The organism is Agrobacterium bohemicum (genome assembly GCF_001562555.1).
In the GTDB taxonomy this organism is placed as follows: Bacteria; Pseudomonadota; Alphaproteobacteria; order Rhizobiales; family Rhizobiaceae; genus Agrobacterium; species Agrobacterium bohemicum.
In genome coordinates this window covers 222,445-243,344 of sequence record NZ_KQ961028.1, presented here as the reverse complement: position 1 = coordinate 243,344, position 20,900 = coordinate 222,445, and the positions used below count along the sequence as shown (strand labels likewise).

The following is a 20,900-nucleotide window of genomic DNA, read 5'->3' as shown; positions in this document are numbered from 1 at the left end:
CATTCGCCAAGATCCAGCAGCCGTTCAATCGAAGGGCTGCGATCTGGCGAGATGGATATAATCCAAAATCGTGCCTCCAAAGCACGTGACGCCCGCGGCTGAGTATCAGCAAGCAGGCTTGCGCCTTGCGCAAATCGTATTGGTGTTGCGCAGAAATTTCCCTCCATAAGTGGTCCGAACCATTCGCAAAGCATCCAATGTTTATGAGAGCTTTTGCAATCAAGATGTGAACGGCGGGGCGTGCGTTTAGCCGAGCGCAGAGATGTAGGTGCTGTTGGTGCGCTGAACTGCGGTGTCGACCATTCCGAAAATTCCAGGCAACAAAAAAGCGGGCCAATGACCCGCTTTTTTATATTCAGCAATGTGCGTGCGGCCTTTTAGGCTCTGCGACGCTCGCTCACTGGCTGGTAGGCCATCTTGGCGTGGAACTTGCAGTAAGGCGAGGACTCGTGGGACTCGCAACCGCAGAAGTGAAAATCATCCTTTAGCGGATCGCCCACTGGCCACTTGCATGTGCGCTCCGTTAGCTCAGTCAAGGTCAGACGAAGAGAGGTTGGCAGCGATGCGTTGCTGACGGGAACATACTCAAGAACCCGCGCTGTATCGGTGTCCATGTCGTCTTTCAACGCGGTCGAACCTGCAGTGCGGACGTTAGGGCGGGCAGCGGTTGGACGTGCCTGAAAATTTGCTGGACGCGGAGCTGTCGAGGCTGCTGGGCGCTTGGCTGCTGGACGTGTGGTTGCTACTGTCCCGCCAGCTTTCGCACGGCCTGGGAGATTCAAACGGTGCACTTTACCGATGACGGCGTTGCGGCTGACGCCACCGAGCTGCGCTGCGATCTGGCTGGCGCTCAGTCCTTCGGACCACAGGCGTTTCAGTCTTTCGACTCGTTCATCAGTCCAGTTCATGCCGTTTCTCCGCTCGTAGCGCAGGCAGAATCATCCCCGATGCCGTGGAGTGAACCACGCGCAGAGTATCCGCCAGATTGTAGGTGACTAGTTCCGCCGCTTGCAGTCTAGTAATTGAGAGTTAACCTAATCGTCGGCAGACTCCGTGACAAGAGTCGGGGGAATCATCTGGAATCGATTTCCCGGTTTTCCCCAACTTGCTTCGTTTCTGAGTCAGAAAGGCAACACTTTGTAGGTTGATAAAACGATTCTACCATCGCTTGAGAAAGCCAGCATATGTGGACATTTGTTGACATCGTCAAGGGAAGTGACAATAGTGCGCTCGACCTACCGAGAATATCCCAAGCCGCCGCGAGGCGGCATTTTTGATTTTCAGGCACGGGATGACCGATAAGCCCTATTGATAGCGCGTTTGCGCGGGAGTGCTGCAGCCATGGCCGACACCACGCCATTGTTCGATACGTTTTCCAGAGCCCCTTTGCGCTTCGAGCGCGGTGAGGGTGTATGGCTCGTGACGGAAAGCGGCGAGCGATATCTGGATTTCGGCGCAGGCGTTGCGGTGACCTCGGTCGGCCACAGCCATCCGCATATGGTGGAGGCTCTCAAAGGCCAGGCCGAGAAGGTCTGGCATCTCTCCAATCTTTATGAAGTGCCGGGTCAGGAAACGCTGGCCAAGCGGCTGACCGATGCAACTTTTGCGGATAAGGTGTTTTTTACCAATTCGGGTGCTGAGGCCTTGGAATGCGCGATCAAAACGGCGCGTCGTTACCATTATACCCACGGCAACCCGGAGAAGTTCCGTATCATTACCTTTGAAGGCGCGTTTCACGGGCGCACACTGGCCACCATTGCTGCCGGTGGCCAGCCGAAATACATCGAAGGTTTCGGCCCGAAGGTCGAAGGTTTCGATCAGGTACCATTCAATGATCTGGAAGCGCTGAAAGCGGCAATCGTTCCGGAAACTGCGGCGTTGCTCATAGAGCCTATTCAGGGTGAGGGCGGCGTTCGTCCGGTTGCACCAGAATTTCTGCGCGCACTTCGAGACCTTTGTGAAGAGCATGGCCTACTGTTGATTTTTGACGAAGTGCAAACGGGTGTCGGCCGTACGGGCAAGTTCTTTGCCTATGAATGGTCGGGCGTTACGCCAGATATCATGGCGGTGGCCAAGGGTATTGGTGGCGGTTTTCCGTTTGGCGCCTGCCTTGCAACGGCAGAGGCCGCATCCGGTATGACGGCTGGCGTTCACGGGACGACCTATGGCGGCAATCCGCTGGCCATGGCCTGCGGCAATGCAGTGCTGGATATCGTTCTGGCCGACGGATTTCTTCAGCAGGTACGTGATGTCACACTGGTGTTCCGCCAGGGCCTCGCTTCCCTGAAGGATCGTTATCCCGATGTGATCGAGGAGATCAGAGGTGAAGGTCTTCTGATCGGCGTCAAGGCAAAGGTTCCCTCCGCCGATCTGCTTCATGCCATCCGTGCCGAGCATCTTCTGGGTGTTCCAGCAGGTGATAACGTTATTCGTTTGCTGCCGCCGCTTGTTGTAACGGCAGAAGAAGCGCGCGAAGGCTTGGCGCGGCTTGAAAGAGCTGCGGAAGCCGTCACGACGAAAATGGCAAAAAGCGCCTAAACGCGCAATGGTTAGGCCAGCGCGCCGCGTGGCCTGCATCAATGGGACTATATTGAAATGGCATCAGCAAAGCATTTTCTAGATCTTTCGGCCGTTGGCTCGGATGACCTGCGGGTTATTATGGACGACGCCCGCGCACGCAAGATTGCGACCGAGAACGGGACAGCGGAAAAGCCACTGGCTGGCAAGATGCTGGCGATGATTTTCGAAAAGCCGTCTACACGCACCCGCGTCTCCTTCGATGTCGGCATGCGCCAACTCGGCGGCGAGACGCTGTTTTTATCAGGCACGGAAATGCAGCTTGGCCGTGCTGAAACCATCGGCGATACGGCCAAGGTTCTGTCGCGTTATGTGGACGCAATCATGATCCGCACGACAGACCACTCACGCCTGCTGGAGCTTGCAGAACACGCGACCGTGCCTGTGATCAATGGCCTGACGGATGATACGCATCCTTGCCAGATCATGGCAGATATTCTGACATTCGAAGAGCATCGCGGACCGATCAAGGGCAAGACGATTGCCTGGACCGGGGATGGCAACAATGTGCTGCATTCGCTGGTCGAAGGTTCTGCACGCTTCGGTTACCGCATGAACATGGCGGTGCCGATGGGGTCCGAGCCGCATGACCGGTTCCTGAACTGGGCGCGCAACAATGGCGGCGAAGTCATGCTGTATCACGATGCAGAACGTGCCGTTGAAGGTGCCGATTGCGTGGTAACCGACACTTGGGTGTCCATGAACCAGGAACACAAGGCGCGTGGCCACAATATCTTCCAGCCTTACCAGGTCAATGCTGGCTTGATGGCCAAGGCAAACAAGGACGCGCTGTTCATGCACTGCCTGCCTGCGCATCGCGGTGAAGAAGTGACGGATGATGTAATCGACGGACCACAATCCGTCGTTTTTGACGAGGCGGAAAACCGCCTGCATGCGCAAAAGTCCATCATCGCATGGTGCATGGGCGTCATCTGACGTCTGGGGCATGTTGCTAACGCAACGTGCCGTACCGAACGCTTGAATTTTCGGCAGGGCTACCCATTTGTAGCCCAAGTCGATGCTGCCATACAATTTGATGGCGGCTTTTCATCAACTATTCGCCGCATACTTCCCCGGACGGTGGTTCCGTTTTCACCTCCGCCGGTTTATCTATGCGAGAACGAATATCAGGCCCGTCGATCAATGCTGCTTGCGGCGCAGATCATGTGGCGCGGCAACGTGCACGGCGGGCATCAAGGAGTTAGTGAGATGGCAGATGTGACGGTAAATCTCGACACACTCGATTTTGCAGGTGACGACAAGGTCATTCCTTTTCAGGTAGAAGGACTGGACGTGCGCGGTCGTGCCGTGCAGGTCGGGCCGCTGCTGAATGCTATTCTCGAAAGACACGAGTATCCGCCGGTTGTCGCCCGCCTTCTGGCGGAAGCGGTTGTTCTGACTGCGCTAATCGGCACGTCGCTCAAGTTTTCCGGCAAATTGACACTTCAGACCAAGAGTGACGGCCCCGTGGATTTGCTGGTCGCAGATTTTTCAGCGCCTGAGAATATGCGCGCCTATGCGCGTTTCGACGAGGAGCGGTTGGCGGAAGCCACGGCTGCCGGCACCACGTCGCCAGAGCAGTTGCTTGGTGCTGGCATTCTGGCCTTTACGATCGATCAAGGCGTTGGCATGCAGCCCTATCAAGGCATCGTGCCACTGGATGGCTCCACGCTGGAAGATATTGCGGGCGTCTATTTTCGCCAGTCGGAACAACTGCCCACGCGTGTGCGGCTTGGCGTTGCCGAACTGTTCGACCGGGACGAAGACGGCAAACCACGCCATGGCTGGCGGGCCGGTGGGCTTATCGCGCAGTTTCTGCCGCAGGCGCCGGAACGGCTCCGTCAGCGGGATTTGCATGGCGGCGACGGTGACGAAAATAGCCTCGACGTGGCGGACGACGACGCCTGGAATGAAGCCGTCGCCTTGATCGACACTGTCGATACGGATGAGCTGACGGATCCACAAGTTCCAGCCGAGAAGCTGCTGTATCGTCTGTTCCACGAACAGGGCGTGCGCGTCTACGAACCGCAATTGATCCTTGATCGCTGCAATTGCTCGCGTGATAAGATCAAAGGCGTGCTTTCCGGTTTTTCCGCCGAGGAAATCCGCGAGAGTCAGGAAAACGAAGTTGTTTCCGTTACCTGCGAATTCTGCTCGACGACCTATCATTATCAGGTCGAAGAGTTGCCAGTCGCGGGCTGATATCGTGGGCGGGGTGATGCCCCGCCTGCTTTAGTTCAAGACGCGCAGCAGTCCCGGGCTATCTAAGGAAAACGCCGGAATGTCCACCGTGAACACTTCTCCGGTTTCCGCCTGCATCTCATAATGACCGAACATCAGGCCCGATGGCGTATCCAGCGGGCAGCCGGAAGAATATTCGTAGGAATCGCCGGGCTTGAGATGTGGCTGTTCGCCGATCACGCCAGGACCGGAAACCTCGTCCACCTGGCCGTTTTCATCGGTAATATGCCAATAGCGATTGACCAGAGTTACGGCAAGGTCGGAGTTGTTGGAGATGACAACCGTGTAGCCCCAGACATAACGGCTGTCATCCGGGTCGGACTGCTCGTCAAGATAATAGGGGTCGACTGTGACCTCGATATCTCTTGTCATTGCACGGTACATTACGGGACCCTAAGTATTGCTTCTCTTGGCACTATACACGAATAGCGCTGTATATCGTCAATAAAGCGCGTTTACATTAGCAGGTGTTCACGGATCTTTGCGCATTTCTGAAAGCTGACGGTCACTCTGGTTCCACGAACCCGGAATCAACGCCGAGGCGAGGCGTTAAATGTGGCCTGGGTGATCGGGCCACATCTGTTTCATCAGGCCGAGACTTTAGCCACTGCAGCAGCAAAGTCTTCCAGCAGATCGTCAGTATCTTCGATGCCGCAGGAGAGACGTAGCGTACCACCGGAAATGCCCAGTTCCGCACGCGCCTCATCGGTCAGGTTCTTGTGCGTTGTGGTGCCGGGATGCGTGATCAGGCTTTTGGCATCGCCGAGATTGTTGGAAATCTTGACGATCTCCAGCGCGTTCTGCAGCTTGAATGCCGCTTCCTTGCCACCCTTCAGCTCGAAGCAAACCAGCGTCGAGCCGCCCGTCATCTGCTTGGCGATGATATCGGCCTGCGGATGGTCGGCACGGCCGGGATAGATCACCTTGGCGACCTTGCCTTGGTCGGCAAGAAAATCGGCAATCCTGGCGGCGTTGGCCGTCTGCTGGCGCACGCGTAGCGGCAATGTCTCTATGCCTTTCAGCAGCGTCCAGGCGTTGAAGGGCGACATGGCGGGCCCCGTATGACGGAAGTAATCCTGAAGCTCTTCCTCGATCCATTTCTTGTCGGAGAGAACGACGCCGCCCAGGCAGCGGCCCTGACCGTCGATGTGCTTGGTCGCGGAATAGACGACGATATGCGCACCCAGTTCCAACGGCTTCTGGAAAAGCGGTGTCGCAAACACGTTATCGACCACCAGCTTCGCACCGATCTGGTTGGCAAGCTTGGCAACGCCAGCGATATCCACCACTTCCAGCGTCGGGTTCGTCGGGCTTTCAAGAAAGAACAGCTTTGTGTTCGGCTGGATGGCCTTTTCCCAATTTGCGAGATCGCGGCCATCGACCAAAGTGCATTCGATGCCGTATTTCGGAGCGAGCGTCTCGACAACCCAACGGCAGGAACCAAACAGAGCGCGGGCGGCAACTATGTGATCGCCTGCCTTCAACTGGCACAGAATGGCAGCGCTGACAGCGGCCATGCCGGATGCCGTAGCGCGCGCGTCTTCGGCGCCTTCCAGCAGGCACATGCGCTTTTCAAACATGTCATTGGTCGGGCTTGCATAACGGGCGTAAATGAAGCCTTCCGTTTCGCCTTTGAAGCGGGCTTCAGCCGCCTCAGAACTGTCATAGACAAAGCCCTGCGTAAGGTAGATTGCCTCGGACGTTTCGCCGTACGCAGACCGTAGTGTTCCACCATGTACCAGCTGTGTTGCCGGGCGCCATTTCTTGCTCATGTCATCACCTTACAAACAAAAAAACCGGTCGCAAAAAGCAGACCGGTTACAAGCGCACCCGGTCTTTTTAGCCACTTATTTAACGTGGCTGCAAGCCGACCGGCCAAATCACCACGGGATAAGATTGCCTTAACTCCGTTAACGACTTGCGTCAATGCCTTGCTTTTGGTTTTGTCGCCGTGAAAAGGGATGATGAAAAGATGACGAGAACAACGGGCATATTGGCGGATGGCGCAATCCGGGGGCTGTTCGGTTCTGGGCAGTTAAAGAGCGAACGCGCGCTGGATGTGGACCAGATTCAGCCAGCCAGCCTCGACCTGCGTCTGGGTGCCAAAGCCTACCGCGTGCGCGCCAGCTTTATGCCCGGCCCATCGACAAAAGTCATCGAGAAGCTCACGCGTCTCAGCCTGCACGAGATCGATCTGAGCGAAGGTGCGGTTCTTGAAACCGGTTGCGTCTACATCGTTCCGTTGATGGAGGCGCTTGCCCTGCCTGTGGATATGTCCGCTTCCGCCAACCCGAAAAGCTCGACGGGTCGCCTCGACATCTTTACCCGCGTCATCACCGACAATGCGCAGGAATTCGACAAGATACCCGCAGGCTATAACGGCCCGCTCTATCTTGAGATCAGCCCGCGCACTTTCCCCATCGTCGTGCGCCAGGGTTCGCGCCTGTCACAAATTCGCTTTCGCATCGGTCACTCCGTCCTTGCCGATGCTGAAATGCTGATTTTGCACGAAAAGGAAACGCTGGTCGCGAGCGAAACGCCCAATGTCTCCGGCGGTGGCATTGCATTATCGATCGATCTTCAAGGCTTTGGTGAAAAGGGCCTGATCGGCTATCGCGGCAAACATCATACCGCGGTGGTCGATGTCGACCAGAAAGCCGCTCACGACGTGCTGGACTTCTGGGAGCCGATCTACGCAAGGGGCCGTGCCGAACTCATCCTCGACCCGGACGAGTTCTACATCCTGGTCTCGCAGGAGGCCGTCCACGTCCCACCTCTCTATGCTGCCGAGATGACACCGTTCGATCCGCTGGTCGGCGAATTTCGCGTCCATTACGCTGGTTTCTTTGACCCCGGTTTCGGCCATGCCAGCGCCGGCGGCACCGGCAGCCGCGCTGTCCTCGAAGTCAGAAGCCACGAAGTCCCCTTCATTCTGGAGCACGGCCAAATCGTCGGTCGCCTGGTCTACGAGCACATGCTGACCAAGCCGGAAGGCCTCTATGGATCAGGACTAGGATCCAACTATCAGGCTCAGGGCTTGAAACTTTCAAAACACTTCCGCCCGGAATAACTCCTATCGCCAAGCTTGACAGTCTGTCGCAACTATCAGATTTTGATTTCCGCGCGGGTGTAGCTCAATGGCAGAGCAGCAGCTTCCCAAGCTGAATACGAGGGTTCGATTCCCTTCACCCGCTCCATTGACCTTTCCAACAAGATCAATGACGTCAAATAAATGCTGATGTTTCAGCGTTTTCGCCTCACGCGCGCGTATAAACGTGCAACAGTATGCAGTGACATCCAGCAATTTTGATGGTCGGGAACCGATGCCGGAAAATGAAACTGACAGGCATTCAGAACAAGAATGTGATCAAGCGTAGAAGTTTCACCTGATGAAGCGAATAGCGCCGACCCTCGGTCTTACGAATTAACGTTACGTCATCTTTTGCTACTTTCCAATGTGCTTTAGGATAAAACGGCTCAGCGTAAACACAACTCAAATCTACCGCCGAAATTCGGTGGATTTTTTGGAGAGCAAAAATCTGAGACCGTCTTTCATTTTTTTGGCGCTGCAACACCCGATGGTGTTGTCAACACCAAATTTTAACAATCTTGTATTTTCTGGAACAAAAGCTACTCAAGTCACGTTGGTTTTCCGAATAGAAAAAAAGGAATTACCAATGTCTAGGATGGTAAAACTCATTTCTCTCGTCGTTCTCAGCGTCGGTTTATCTGCGACTACTTCGATTCCTGCCCATGCACTTAGCATCATTGCTCCTGCATACGAGGGTCAGGCAGGCACGCAAGGCACCTACGATCACCCACCGGTCGCATTTACCGGAGGCTCATCAGATGCCGGGAATTCAAGTGGTTTATCGCTGTCTTCGCATGAAATCCTGCATGTGAAATGGTGCGCGCAGAACTACCCGTCATACCACGCCACCGACAATACGTATCAAATCAAGCATGGCGCGCGTACGGAATGCCGCTCACCTTATTGAATGACACCCTATCTGCTCTTCATCCTATATTTTGAAGAGCATGAGTTTTAATTAAAATTTCACTCAATTGTTCTTTGAGACCGGTTTGTGCGGCGTTTTATTCCAGACGAATGGTTTATAGCGCAGTTCAAAGACGGCACGCCAAGCGGCGGCAGACAGCAAGAGCCAATAAAGTGGTGTAGCGAGCCATCTTTTCCCGATCATACCCCGCTCATGCTTGATCATCGCTCGAGTCCCCATCAGCAGGAAGATGGCGTAACTCGCTACAATATTAACTGTGTCGATGCCGATAAGCGCGAGTTGCGTGGTGGAAAATACGCTTGGACCTTCCGTCCAGATTGTGTGACCAACGACCATCAAGTAGACGATAAAAAGCGGATGAGTCAGCGATGAAAGCAACATGCCACCGATCAACAGGTGGAAGACCAGATAGGCTTTCCATCCCATTTCCTTTGCGACACTGACTGGCGATCGCATCATCACCAGCCAGCTTTGCAGCCAGCCTTTGAACCAGCGGCTGCGCTGGGCAAGCCAGACGAATATGTCTGTCGGGGCATCTTCCAATGTCTGATAACTGATGACATCCGAGTAGTAGCCGAGCCGGTACAGGCGCATGCCAAGATCGGCATCTTCCGTGACGTTGTAGGGATCCCAGGCTCCGGCATGGCGCAGGATCGATGCGCGGAAATGGTTTGATGTGCCGCCCAGCGGAAGAGGCATTTGCATGCGTGCCAGCATGGGCAACATGCGCCTGAACAGCGCGGAATATTCCAGCGAAAAAGACGATGTCATCCAAGAAATATTGGCATTGCTGATAATCAGTGGTGCTTGCAGGCAGGCCAGTTTTTCACAACCACTGCGAAAACGAGTATGGGCCTCGCGCAATTGTTTGGGATGCGGCCTGTCCTCGGCATCATATACCGCGATGAACTCTCCACGCGCGCCGTATAGCGCATAGGTCAAAGCCTTCGGTTTCGTGCGCGGCAAGGAAGGCGGCACATGAACGATCTCGAAGTGCGAGCCGGGGTTAAGGCGTTCGATTGCAACGATAGTCGATGCATCATCCGCCTCGCAAACTAGCTTGATATCCAGCCTAGATTTCGGCCAGTCGAGCCTGTTCAGCGCGGTGACGAGTTGCTCCACGATTGCCTCTTCGCGGTAGAGCGCGACAAGAATGGTATAGACCGGTAGCTGATCTTCCTTCGATTGCTCCACCAGTGCCAGTGTTCGCCGGTCCGGTTTTAAGCGCAACGGTACAAGACGAAACAGGATGGCGGCCATGTAGAGCGCAGCGGTCAGGATATGCAGAAGATGAAAGGTCAACGACGGCGAAAGAAGCATCGAGCCTATGATTATGGTAAAACCGACGCCGAGCAGAAATCCCTGCTTTCCGTGCAAGGTAATGCGCGCCGAATAAAGCGGTGTCGCATCGAATAATGAATTCACAGTCTGTCGTGTTCGCCTTTCCGCACCTGCCTGCCAGACGGCGGTGCGAAGCGCCGATGGCGTCGTGACAACAAGATCTGCAGCAATGCCGGGCGTGCTTTCCAGCGCATGTTTCAGCCTTTCGATGCTGCTAATATCAGGAACGATGGCTATATAGGGTTTGGTATCCTTTGGAGAGAGGCGGACCATTCGCGTTTCCAGGAGCTGGATATCAAGCGACGGTGTATCGACCACGATGGCCCCATCCAGCTCAGCCACGAATGGCAGCCGCAGAAAGCGGGCAAAAGCGCCAAAATACGCGGTTTCCGTTACGGTTTCGCTCGCTAGAAGCTCCGCTTCGAAGGTCGATCCGTTGCGAAGCGCACGTGCCGTAAACTCCTCGATATAGGGTTTTCCCAATCCGAGGGTCTTGAGAAAAGCAGCTTCGTCACTCTCTGCCACCGAGCTATCGAGGAAAGAAAATGGATCGTCTTCGAGCGGATCGAATGAGACGATTTCACCCTGTACAAGCATCGCTTTTCGCGATTCTTGTGTATACTCGTCAATACGCGACATACATATACCAGCCACCGAACCGGTGGTGCCCCAACAATTCCCCAGCGGATCATATACATGCGTCCTTTAGTTGCACCCTTCAAATTAATGGGTATTTTAGGTTATTTTGTCTGCGCGAGTATTTTTTTGGCGTCGCAGCCAGTCCGTGCGGAAAATCTTGTCGAAAATGGCGGACTGCCTGTTTTGTTCGATAAGCAGGAGCGGTTGCCGGGTGCAGACCTTTCGACGGTCTCGCGCGTGCGGTTTCTGATGTCGGTCGATTTTCCTCCATTCAATTTTACCGATCAAAACGGACGGCTGGTCGGGTTCCATGTTGATCTGGCTCGCGAGATTTGCGCTCAGTTGAAAATCGAAAGTAAATGCCAGGTCCAGGCGCTTCCTTTCGATGAGCTGGAGGCCGCGGTGGAAATGGGTGAGGGCGAAGCCGTCATGTCGGGCATCGCCTCCAGCCCAGACCTTCGGAAAAGTTTCAGCTTTACAAGGCCGTATATACTTCTGCCCGCCCGCTTTGCCATCAACAAGACAACCAAGCTGGAGGGGCAGTCAGCGAGCGCACTTTCCGGCAAGAAAGTGGGCGTGATCAGCAATTCCCGTCATCAGGCGATGCTGAAAGCATTTTTTCCGACCGTCGCCATCAACGGCTTCGATGGTTACGAGCCGATGTATGAAGCGCTGAGGACCGGCAAGATCGACGCCATCTTCGCCGATGGCTTACGCTTGCCGTTTTGGGTCTCGGGAACTGCATCCGATGGCTGTTGCGCCATGTTCGATGGTCCCTATATGTCCGATCGTTTTCTAGGCGAGGGTCTGTCCATCATGACGGTCGATCCGGAAGACAAGCTCGTGCCTGCTTTCGATCAGGCCCTTGCCGCTCTGTCACGTAACGGCCGACTGGAGGAAATCTATCGCCGCTATTTTCCTTACGGAATGTTTTGAACCTATCGGATTATTGGCTGGCCCAGATGATGCGGGCCACCCACTCGACGTCCGCCAGATCAAAGCTGCGATTGGGATGTTCCGGGTTCAGTGAGAACAATTCGATAGTCTTGGCGGTTTGGCGTGCCAAGACTTTCGCCATGACCTCTCCATCCTTGCTTTTGACGACAACGCGGTCCCCGCGACGAACCTGCGCACCGGGCTCTACGATCAGCATATCGCCATCGCGATAAAGCGGCATCATGCTGTCGCCTTGCACTTCCAATGCATAGACACCAGCCTTGTTAGCGGGGGAGGCGGGAAAATCTACGACATCCCAACCTTGGCCAGCGGGGAAACCACCATCATCAAAAAAGCCGCCTGACCCCGCCTGGGCAAAGCCGAGCAGAGGAATGGCGCCCGTCTGTGGCGGAAAATTGCCGTCGGGTAAGGTGTTTTTGCTGGCATGGCCAAGGGCGTAACCGAAAAACTGGTCGATCGTCGCCCCGGTTGCATCCAGCACTTTGGACACCGATTCGGTGGAAGGCCAGCGTTGGCGACCATCAGGGCCTACCCGTTTGGATTTGTTGAACGATGTCGGGTCAAGTCCCGCTTTCCGTGCCAGACCGGAAGGCGTCAGCTGGTTACGGTCCGCGAGAGTATCGATCGCACTCCAGATATTATCGTGTGATAGCATAATTTACGGCCCGGATGGAGCGGCGTCGTCACGCGGCTCGCTTCAGTATCTGACGAAATTTAGCCAAACACGAAGAAAGAGTAAAGTAAAAAAGGAATAAAATCCTTATTGATTATGCGACCAATGTGGACATGTTGATCTTGGAAAGCTGGATGACGGCCTGGGTGCGACTATCCACCTTCAGTTTCAACAATATTGCCGAAACATGCGCCTTGATCGTGGCTTCGGAAACGCTGAGTTCATAGGCAATCTGCTTGTTGAGCAGGCCTTCGCCCAACATGCCCAGCACACGGTTTTGCTGCGGTGTCAGAGTGCGCAGCCGGTTGATGAGGTCTGCCATATCCGGGTCGTGATCCTGGCCGGACTGACAGGATGCCGGTATCCAGACATCACCCTCCAGCACTGCGCGGATACCGGCGCGCATATCTTCAATGCCTGAGGATTTGGAAATGAAGCCGGAGGCGCCAAGCTCGATGGCGCGGCGCATGGTGGCCGGATCGTCCGTAGCTGAAACGATGACGATGGGCAGGCTGGAAAACTCTGCCCGTAAAGCCATCAGCCCTGAAAAACCGCTGACACCGGGCATGGCGAGGTCCAGCAGCATGAGATCGGCATCGGGTTGGTAAGCGGCGGCCGTTTTCGCCGCTTCGAAGTCACCCGCCTCGATGATCGTGTTGTCGCCTTCAAGCCCTGTAACCGCCTGGCGCAAAGCGCCGCGGAACAACGGATGGTCATCTGCGATGATAATGGTGAGTTGTGACATGCAGCGCCCCCTCCCAAGAGCATTTCATGTGCGTCTCATTTTGGCGGAGTTCAACTTCACGTCAAGCATCCGCCAAATAAGGATTGCGTGAATACGGCTGCAATACAAGCTTTAGATTGCAGGTAATGCCTTGCGGGTGTCGTCCTGGGGCAAAAATCTGTGTGAGGCGGTGGACAAGCACCGGCATTTGCGGCAAACCGCCCGCAGTGAAGGAGACGCCGCATGAGTGAAACGCCCCCCGTCATCAACAATCTCGTCATCTACAAGATTGTCCCGACAGCCCTTTGGCAAAGGGCTAGAGACGCCGGTATTTTCCAAGGCGCGGCCATCGACCTTACGGATGGTTACATCCATTTCTCAACCGCAGCCCAAGTCAAGGAAACTGCACAGAAGCATTTCGCCGGTCAGGACGATCTTCTGCTGGTGGCCGTCGATGGTGGCGCGCTGGGAGACAAGCTGGTGTTTGAAACATCCCGTGGCGGCGATCAGTTCCCGCATCTCTATGCGCACCTGCCCTTGAGCGCGGTTTTGTGGGAAACACCTTTGACGATGGATGATGACGGCGCACACCAGTTTCCGGAGATTTCATGATGAGCGGATTTTTTTCCTCACTCGGTCGGCGCGGCCTGTTTCTGATGGACCCGGAAGTGGCGCATGGCATGTCGATCGCCGCGCTACGCAGTGGTTTCATGCCCACCTGCATGGTGCCGCACGATCCACGCCTGCAACAGACGGTGGCTGGCCTTGTTTTCCCCAACCCACTCGGCATGGCAGCGGGTTACGACAAAAATGCGGAAGTGCCCGGTCCGCTGCTGAAGCTGGGCTTCGGTTTTACCGAAATCGGCACGGTCACGCCGCTCCCGCAATCGGGCAATCCGAAACCACGCATTTTCCGGCTCTTGGAAAACGACGCCGTCATCAACCGTCTGGGGTTCAACAATGAAGGTCATGCGGTGGCGCTTGCGCGCCTTATCGCTGCTGGCCTGCGCGGCCTCGTCGGCGTCAATATCGGTGCGAACAAGGATAGCGAAGATCGTATCTCGGATTACGTGAAGGGCATCGAAACATTCGCTTCGGTCGCGTCTTATTTCACTGCCAACATCTCCTCGCCCAATACGCCGGGCCTGCGCGATTTGCAGGCGCGTGAGAGCCTGTCAGCCCTGTTGAAAGCCGTGCTGGAAAAGCGCGATGCCGAGGCACAGAAGCTGAACCGCCTCATTCCGGTATTCCTGAAGATCGCACCCGATCTGACGGAAGAGGGGCTGGATGATATCGCTGCCGAAGTGCTGGCCCATAATCTTGATGGCCTGATCGTCTCCAACACGACACTGTCACGTGATGGTCTGCGCCCCGGCCCGAACAATAACGAGACGGGCGGCCTGTCAGGCAAGCCGCTCTTTGATCTCTCCACGACCGTGCTTGCCAAAATGCGCAAACGCGTCGGCCCCGCTCTGCCCATCATCGGCGTCGGCGGCGTCTCGTCTGCCGAAACCGCGCTGGAAAAAATCCGTGCCGGTGCTGATCTGGTGCAGCTGTATTCCTGCATGGTCTATGAGGGGCCGGCTCTGCCCGGCCGCATCGTGCGAGGGCTTTCCACATTGGTCGCACGCGAGCAGGTTGGCAATATTCGGGAACTGCGTGATAGCGCGGTGGATCGTTGGGCCGAGCGTAAAATTTAAAGTCGCAACGGATTCATATACGTCTGTCATCCTGTACTTGATGCGGGGGTGACGGAGAGTTGTGGCTGCGGCCTTTACCCAAGCTCGTCACTTGCAAAGCACCATCGCCCAATAAGGCCTATTCTTAGCCGTTGCATCATAAGCAACCGCCACACCCAGGCCGCCGTAATTGCCCAGCATATTTTCCAGATGATGTGGCGAACTGATCCAGGCTTTTACCACGCGCTCGACCGTATCCTGTCCAGCTGCCACGTTTTCAGCCGCAGGCAGAGGCACGCCGCCGTCCCTCATGCGAATGAGAAAACTGTCGGTGAGGCCGATGAGATGCGCCATTTTTTGCGCTTTCACCATGCGGTTGGCCTGATAGGCGGCCGCCTGTTGAGCGGCGCTGTTGGCGGACAGCGTTGGGAGCCCCTTGGAGCGGCGAAGCTCGTTGACCATGGGAAGGGCTGATGCGGTCTCATCGCGCGTGCCGGAGGCGATACCCTTGTTGGTGCGCGTGGAAACGCAGGCGGAAAGTGCTGCACTTGCAGAAACCAGCACGAAGCCGCGCCGTGAAAACGTGAGCAGGGAATGTTGAGTCATATCAGCGGCGGAAGCTCAACAGGCGAAGGATGATGAAGACGGGGATGACGATGACCGCACCCGCCAGCAAATAATCTCCGATGCTGCCCAAGGCGCGGAAACCGCTGTGCCAGATGTCGAGCACGAAATCTCTGATGCCATAGATGATGTTCCACGGCGTCAAGCCGAAGACAGCCATGACGAAACCGACGATCAGTGACACGACAAGCAATTTGACGATTGTTCGCGCGACACTATCACCCAGCACCTTATCGACCTCACCCGCCATCAGCATATCTCCTAAATTCAGCCAAGACATAGAAAGCATGGCGCCTCTATGCAAGCCAAGACACATTCTAAGCGCTATATTTGCCGCTGCCATGAAATAGGAGTTGAGTTTTTTTATGGCCTGATGAAAGACAGTCCACCTCTTTCAGGAAAGCGTGCATGGCCCCACACCAGTTTTCTTCCGGCGACGCCATCGCAGACCGGCGCGCCGATTATGCCCGCATGCTGGCAGAGAGCGGAGATCCTGCGGCGGCCGCTGAACTGATGGAGCAGGCGCTGGAGCTAACGCCGTCATGGGCCGCAGGCTGGGTACAGCTGGGAGACTATTGTGACAAGGCGGGGCTGACCGAGAAGGCCATAGCCGCCTACGAGACCGTCAACAGGCTGGACCCGGAGGGAATTTTTGCTGCCCCCCTCAAACTCGCGGTGCTGGGCGCCGCCGAAACGCCGGAACAGCCGCCCAGCGCCTATGTCGAAGGCCTGTTCGATGATTACGCCGACCGTTTCGAAACCTCGCTGGTGGAAAAGCTGGAATACAGCGTCCCGCAAAAGCTGGCAGCGCTGATCGAAACCGCAAGACCGGCCACCGGCCAATTCACCTGCACGGTCGATATCGGCTGCGGCACTGGCTTGCTGGGTGCGGAAATCCACGGCTGGACACACCGCCTTGAAGGCTTCGACATTTCCACCAACATGCTGGCCAAGGCGCAGGAAAAGGCCATCTACCACCATCTGGCCCAAGCCGATCTTTCGATGCCAGCAGAAACATCCGGTCTCTTTGCCGATGACCTTCCCCGTCACCGCGCCGATCTGGTCGCAGCCGCCGATGTCATGATGTATCTCGGCAGTCTCGAAACCGTCATGCCGCTTGTCATGGCGCTGATGGCACCGGGTGGAACCTTCGCCTTTTCGGTGGAGGATGCAGGTGACGAGGGAGGCTTCATCCTCCTGCCATCCCTGCGCTACGCCCATTCGGAAGCCTATGTCCGCGCCTTGTTGGAGGCATCCGGCCTGCAAATGCTGGAAATACGTAAAACCACCATTCGCAAAGACGCTGGAAAACCCCTCGCTGGCATTCTGTTTCTTGCCAGAAAGCCCGCCTGATCTTTTCGTTTCTTGCCTTTTGATCGATAGGTCAGCCTTGCTTACATATCGATGTTGAAACCTGGCCTTTTGCAGTGCAAAATAGGCGCAATCGAGCGATCCATCCCGGCGGATGCGTGATGCGGCGATGCACATTCACACAGCATTGACAGTTCCATTTCGGGGTAGCGCGCATGGCATTCACGAGAAGCGTTTATGGCATGTGGAGTGCTGATCCGGCCAAGCATGCGCCGCTGGAAGACATTCAGGGCATCGTCACCGGCAGCATCGTCTCGGCGCTCGGTTTCTACCTCCTAGCGAAAGTCGGCCTGCTCACCGGCGGCACGGCAGGCGTGGCCTTCCTCCTGCATTACGCTTTCGGCATCAGCTTCGGCCTGTTGTTTTTTCTCGTCAATCTGCCCTTCTATTACCTGTCCTTCCGTCGCTTGGGTCTTGCCTTCTCCCTCAAAACCTTCATCGCTATCGGCTTTGTTTCGGTGCTGACGGAACTGGAAAGCCGCTGGATGGTGGTGGAAAGCATCAACCCACTCTGGGCGGCACTGCTCGGCGGTCTTCTCTTGGGCTACGGCCTTCTGGCGCTGTACCGCCACCGCGCCAGCCTCGGCGGTATCGGCATTCTCGCTATCTATATTCAGGATCGTTTCGGCATCCGCGCCGGTCTCATCCAGCTTGCCTTTGATAGCTGCGTCATGATCGCCGCCTTTGCCGTCATCAATCCAGAAACGGTGCTCTACTCCATCGTCGGCGCCTTCGTGCTCAACCTGTTCCTGGCTATCAATCACCGTTCCGACCGCTACATCGTCGTGCGCTGAACGCTTGAATTTTTGTCCTTCGCGGCGCAAAGAGTTAGACTGCAACGCGGGGACGATCATGAGCGACATAGCAGAGCGCAAGCGCAACAGGTTTTGGGCATCGACGTCTGATAAGCATTCTCTCGTGGAAGATGCGCAGGCCGTCATCGCAGGCAGCATGCTCGTATCGCTCGGCGTCGTGCTTCTGTCCGGCGGTGGCCTGCTGATCGGCGGTGTCGTCGGCGTCGCCTTTCTGCTGCATTACGCGACTGGTCTCAGCTTCGGCCTTCTGTTCTTCCTCGCCAACCTGCCATTTTATTACATCGCCCTGCGCCGCCTCGGCCTGGCCTTTACAGTCAAGACCTTTTGCGCCGTCGCACTGACATCGGTCCTGTCGGAATATCTGCCGCACCTCATCGTGCTGCAAAATGTCAATCCCGTCATTGCTGCCCTCTTCGGCGGGCTCACGGTCGCCGCTGGCATGCTGGCTCTGTTTCGCCACCGCGCAAGCCTCGGCGGTTTCGGCATTTTGGCGCTTTACCTGCAAGACCGTTTCGGCATCCGCGCCGGGCTGGCGCAACTGGCGTTCGATTGTACGGTCCTCATCTGCGCATTCTTTGTCGCCACCCCCTTCATCATTCTCTGCTCCATCCTCGGCGCGCTCGTCATGAACCTCGTCATCGCCGTCAATCATCGAAACGACCGCTATATCGCGATGTGAGGCCCTTCTTTTTCCGGCTGCTTTCCCTATTTTAGGGTTGTGAAACACACAGAGCCCCCCATCTCCGGCATAGACGTCGGCACCTTGCCTTTATCCTTCCAGAAATGGTTTGGGGAAAAGGGCTGGAGCCCGCGCGCGCATCAGCTGGAATTATCCGCCCGCGCTAGATCTGGCGAAAACATGCTGCTGATTGCGCCCACCGGGGCGGGCAAGACGCTCGGTGGCTTCATGGCATCGCTCACCGATCTCGCAGAACGCGGCAAGGTACCACCCGGTTCGGCCTTCGTCGGTGTCCACACGCTTTACATCTCGCCGCTGAAAGCGCTGGCTGTCGATATCGAGCGCAACCTGATGAAGCCGGTATCGGAGATGGGCCTGCCCATTTCGGTGGAAACCCGCACTGGCGATACGCCGCAATCCAAGCGCCAGCGCCAGAAACTGAAACCGCCGGATATCTTGCTGACGACGCCGGAGCAGGTTTCGCTGCTGCTCGCCAACAAGGAAGCCGAGCGCTTCTTCAAGGATTTGAAATATGTGGTGCTGGACGAGTTGCATTCGCTCGTCACCTCCAAGCGCGGTCATCTGTTCTCTCTGGCCTTGGCGCGTGTGCGCAAGCATGCTCCCGGCATGCGCACCATCGGCCTGTCTGCAACCGTGGCCGACCCGATGGATTTGCAACGCTATCTCAGCCCGCAGGCGCAAGGCGAACCCACCGCCGGTCTCATCACCGTGGATGGCGGCGCAAAGCCCGATATTGCGATTCTCGGCACGGAAGAGCGCATTCCCTGGTCCGGTCATTCAGCCCGCTATGCCATGCAGGATCTCTACCCGGCTTTGAAAGCGCACAAGACGACGCTCATCTTCGTCAACACCCGTTCTCAGGCAGAGCGCATCTTTCAGGAACTCTGGACCATCAACGACGACAATCTGCCGATTGCTTTGCATCACGGCTCGCTGGATGCGGGCCAACGCCGCAAGGTGGAAGCAGCGATGGCCGATAACAAGCTGCGCGCTGTCGTTGCCACCTCCACGCTTGATCTCGGCATCGATTGGGGCGATGTCGATCTCGTCGTGCATGTCGGTGCACCGAAGGGGGCGAGCCGCCTTGCTCAGCGCATCGGTCGTGCCAATCACCGCATGGACGAGCCCTCCAAGGCCATCCTCGTGCCCGCCAACCGTTTCGAGGTCATGGAATGCCGCGCAGCGCTCGATGCCAACTATGTTGGCGCACAGGATACGCCGCCGATTGCCGAGGGAGCACTGGATGTGCTGGCCCAGCATGTGCTCGGCATGGCCTGCGCCGAACCCTTCGATGCGGATGACCTCTATCGCGAAGTCACCACCGCCTCACCCTACGCAGACCTGCCGCGCGAAACCTTCGACCGTATCGTCGATTTCACCGCCACCGGCGGCTATGCCCTGCGCACCTATGAGCGTTACGCCCGCATCCGTCAGACCAAGGATGGCCTGTGGCGCGTCTCCAACCCGCAGGTCGCCATGCAATACCGCCTCAACCTCGGCACCATCGTCGAGGCGGCGGAACTCAATGTCCGTATGGTCAAACGCAATGCCAAGGGCACCATCGGGCGCGGCGGCATGACGCTCGGCAAGGTCGAGGAGTATTTCCTCGAACAGCTGGTGCAGGGCGATACATTCCTCTTCGCTGGAAAGGTGCTGCGCTTCGAAGGCATCCGCGAAAGTGAATGCCTCGTCAGCCAGGCGTTTTCCATGGACCCGAAAATCCCGTCCTATGCGGGCGGTAGGTTTCCGCTCTCCACCTATCTGGCAGACCAGGTGCGCTCCATGCTGGCCGATCCTGCCCGCTGGAACGCCCTGCCGGATCAGGTGCGAGACTGGCTCGCCATCCAGAAGGAGAAATCCATCATCCCCAAACGGGATGAGCTGCTGGTCGAGACCTTCCCCTTCCGCAAGCGCTTCTTCATGGTCATGTATCCCTTCGAGGGTCGCTTGGCGCACCAGACGCTCGGCATGCTCTTGACCCGGCGTCTGGAGCGGGCAGGGGCCAAGCCAATGGGCTTCGTCGCCACCGATTATTCGCTAGCCATCTGGGCGCTGGAAGATATCGGCATGCGCCTGCAATCCGACCGTCTGTCGCTGCCGGATTTGCTGGATGAGGATATGCTGGGCGATGATCTGGAAGCATGGCTGGACGAATCCTTCATGCTGAAGCGCACCTTCCGCAACTGCGCAATCATTTCCGGCCTCATAGAGCGCCGCCATCCCGGCAAGGAAAAAACCGGGCGGCAGGTCACTGTCTCGGCCGATCTTATTTATGACGTTCTTCGCAGCCATGAGCCGGATCACATCCTGCTGGAAGCCACGCGGCGCGATGCCGCATCGGGGCTTTTGGACATTGGCCGTCTTGGCGATATGCTGAGGCGAATCAAGGGCCACACCACCCATTGCGCTCTGGAGCATGTCTCGCCGCTGGCCGTACCGGTCATGATGGAAATCGGGCGCGAGACGGTGCCGGGTCAGGCCATGGACGATGTGCTGGCCGAAGCCGCCGATGAACTGATTGCGGATGCGATGTCATGATG

Annotated in this window: 20 protein-coding genes, 1 tRNA gene and 1 riboswitch; of the genes, 13 read left to right on the top strand and 8 right to left on the bottom strand. The window is 56.6% G+C overall.

The genetic code is table 11. The features are described from left to right. Window positions 1-377: 377 nt before the first annotated feature. Window positions 378-908 (bottom strand): GcrA family cell cycle regulator, encoded by a 531-nt coding sequence (locus ATO67_RS11895; RefSeq protein WP_067648883.1) that lies wholly within the window; start codon window positions 906-908, stop codon window positions 378-380. Between the two features lie 433 nt (window positions 909-1,341). On the opposite strand from ATO67_RS11895, the gene ATO67_RS11890 reads away from it, so the two are divergent. The 3 genes from ATO67_RS11890 to ATO67_RS11880 all read left to right on the top strand — a co-directional run bounded on the left by ATO67_RS11890 (window position 1,342) and on the right by ATO67_RS11880 (window position 4,779). Next, window positions 1,342-2,538, top strand: coding sequence for an aspartate aminotransferase family protein (locus tag ATO67_RS11890; protein WP_067648880.1), 1,197 nt, complete (start codon window positions 1,342-1,344; stop codon window positions 2,536-2,538). 57 nt (window positions 2,539-2,595) lie between these two features. Continuing rightward, window positions 2,596-3,513 carry an ornithine carbamoyltransferase gene (gene argF / locus ATO67_RS11885; protein ID WP_067648877.1) on the top strand — a complete coding sequence of 306 codons (918 nt, stop codon included), beginning with the start codon at window positions 2,596-2,598 and terminating at the stop codon, window positions 3,511-3,513. 273 nt (window positions 3,514-3,786) lie between these two features. After that, entirely contained in the window at window positions 3,787-4,779 is a 993-nt protein-coding gene (locus tag ATO67_RS11880; RefSeq protein ID WP_067649094.1) for an Hsp33 family molecular chaperone, read from the top strand. Window positions 4,780-4,809: 30 nt separating this feature from the next. Here ATO67_RS11880 and apaG read toward each other — a convergent pair whose 3' ends face one another. Next, window positions 4,810-5,202, bottom strand: a complete 393-nt coding sequence (apaG, locus tag ATO67_RS11875) for a Co2+/Mg2+ efflux protein ApaG (RefSeq protein WP_067648874.1) — start codon at window positions 5,200-5,202, stop codon at window positions 4,810-4,812. A gap of 203 nt (window positions 5,203-5,405) precedes the next feature. Further along, the gene (locus tag ATO67_RS11870) at window positions 5,406-6,590 is read right to left on the bottom strand and encodes an O-succinylhomoserine sulfhydrylase (protein WP_067648871.1); all 1,185 of its coding nucleotides are present in this window, start codon (window positions 6,588-6,590) and stop codon (window positions 5,406-5,408) included. A gap of 46 nt (window positions 6,591-6,636) precedes the next feature. Then, window positions 6,637-6,715: riboswitch (SAM riboswitch) on the bottom strand. 75 nt (window positions 6,716-6,790) lie between these two features. On the opposite strand from ATO67_RS11870, the gene ATO67_RS11865 reads away from it, so the two are divergent. The 3 genes from ATO67_RS11865 (at window position 6,791) to ATO67_RS22360 (ending at window position 8,816) form a co-directional block, all read left to right on the top strand. Beyond that, window positions 6,791-7,888, top strand: a complete 1,098-nt coding sequence (locus ATO67_RS11865; RefSeq protein WP_067649091.1) for a 2'-deoxycytidine 5'-triphosphate deaminase — start codon at window positions 6,791-6,793, stop codon at window positions 7,886-7,888. A 53-nt stretch (window positions 7,889-7,941) separates the two neighbouring features. Next, window positions 7,942-8,015: transfer RNA gene (locus tag ATO67_RS11860), tRNA-Gly, on the top strand. A gap of 318 nt (window positions 8,016-8,333) precedes the next feature. Next, the gene (locus tag ATO67_RS22360; RefSeq protein ID WP_245303965.1) at window positions 8,334-8,816 is read left to right on the top strand and encodes a BA14K family protein; all 483 of its coding nucleotides are present in this window, start codon (window positions 8,334-8,336) and stop codon (window positions 8,814-8,816) included. Window positions 8,817-8,879: 63 nt separating this feature from the next. Here the strand turns inward: ATO67_RS22360 and ATO67_RS11855 are convergent, their stop codons facing one another. Beyond that, window positions 8,880-10,775 (bottom strand): glycosyltransferase family 2 protein, encoded by a 1,896-nt coding sequence (locus ATO67_RS11855; RefSeq protein WP_106404940.1) that lies wholly within the window; start codon window positions 10,773-10,775, stop codon window positions 8,880-8,882. A gap of 216 nt (window positions 10,776-10,991) precedes the next feature. On the opposite strand from ATO67_RS11855, the gene ATO67_RS11850 reads away from it, so the two are divergent. Beyond that, window positions 10,992-11,753, top strand: coding sequence for a transporter substrate-binding domain-containing protein (locus ATO67_RS11850; RefSeq protein WP_067649088.1), 762 nt, complete (start codon window positions 10,992-10,994; stop codon window positions 11,751-11,753). A 10-nt stretch (window positions 11,754-11,763) separates the two neighbouring features. Here ATO67_RS11850 and ATO67_RS11845 read toward each other — a convergent pair whose 3' ends face one another. Further along, on the bottom strand, window positions 11,764-12,429 hold the full coding sequence (locus ATO67_RS11845) for a S24 family peptidase (RefSeq protein WP_067648864.1): 666 nt from the start codon (window positions 12,427-12,429) through the stop codon (window positions 11,764-11,766). 112 nt (window positions 12,430-12,541) lie between these two features. Then, window positions 12,542-13,192, bottom strand: a complete 651-nt coding sequence (locus tag ATO67_RS11840) for a response regulator transcription factor (RefSeq protein WP_067648861.1) — start codon at window positions 13,190-13,192, stop codon at window positions 12,542-12,544. 222 nt (window positions 13,193-13,414) lie between these two features. On the opposite strand from ATO67_RS11840, the gene ATO67_RS11835 reads away from it, so the two are divergent. Then, complete coding sequence (locus ATO67_RS11835; RefSeq protein WP_067648858.1) at window positions 13,415-13,783, top strand: DUF952 domain-containing protein; 369 nt, start codon at window positions 13,415-13,417, stop codon at window positions 13,781-13,783. Beyond that, window positions 13,783-14,871: a quinone-dependent dihydroorotate dehydrogenase gene (locus tag ATO67_RS11830; protein WP_067648855.1), complete on the top strand. Its 1,089-nt coding sequence runs from the start codon at window positions 13,783-13,785 to the stop codon at window positions 14,869-14,871. Before ATO67_RS11835 ends, ATO67_RS11830 begins: the two co-directional genes overlap by 1 nt. An 87-nt stretch (window positions 14,872-14,958) precedes the next feature. Here the strand turns inward: ATO67_RS11830 and ATO67_RS11825 are convergent, their stop codons facing one another. Next, window positions 14,959-15,456, bottom strand: a complete 498-nt coding sequence (locus ATO67_RS11825; protein ID WP_067648852.1) for a CAP domain-containing protein — start codon at window positions 15,454-15,456, stop codon at window positions 14,959-14,961. Between the two features lies 1 nt (window position 15,457). Further along, window positions 15,458-15,724, bottom strand: a complete 267-nt coding sequence (locus ATO67_RS11820) for a DUF6460 domain-containing protein (RefSeq protein WP_067649085.1) — start codon at window positions 15,722-15,724, stop codon at window positions 15,458-15,460. Window positions 15,725-15,882: 158 nt separating this feature from the next. On the opposite strand from ATO67_RS11820, the gene ATO67_RS11815 reads away from it, so the two are divergent. The 4 genes from ATO67_RS11815 to ATO67_RS11800 all read left to right on the top strand — a co-directional run bounded on the left by ATO67_RS11815 (window position 15,883) and on the right by ATO67_RS11800 (window position 20,898). Further along, window positions 15,883-16,827, top strand: coding sequence for a class I SAM-dependent DNA methyltransferase (locus ATO67_RS11815; RefSeq protein ID WP_067648849.1), 945 nt, complete (start codon window positions 15,883-15,885; stop codon window positions 16,825-16,827). Between the two features lie 200 nt (window positions 16,828-17,027). After that, the gene (locus tag ATO67_RS11810) at window positions 17,028-17,639 is read left to right on the top strand and encodes a YitT family protein (protein WP_062450943.1); all 612 of its coding nucleotides are present in this window, start codon (window positions 17,028-17,030) and stop codon (window positions 17,637-17,639) included. Between the two features lie 58 nt (window positions 17,640-17,697). Next, window positions 17,698-18,339, top strand: coding sequence for a YitT family protein (locus ATO67_RS11805; RefSeq protein WP_067648846.1), 642 nt, complete (start codon window positions 17,698-17,700; stop codon window positions 18,337-18,339). A gap of 39 nt (window positions 18,340-18,378) precedes the next feature. Further along, on the top strand, window positions 18,379-20,898 hold the full coding sequence (locus tag ATO67_RS11800; RefSeq protein WP_067648842.1) for a ligase-associated DNA damage response DEXH box helicase: 2,520 nt from the start codon (window positions 18,379-18,381) through the stop codon (window positions 20,896-20,898). The last annotated feature ends 2 nt before the right edge of the window (window positions 20,899-20,900 follow it).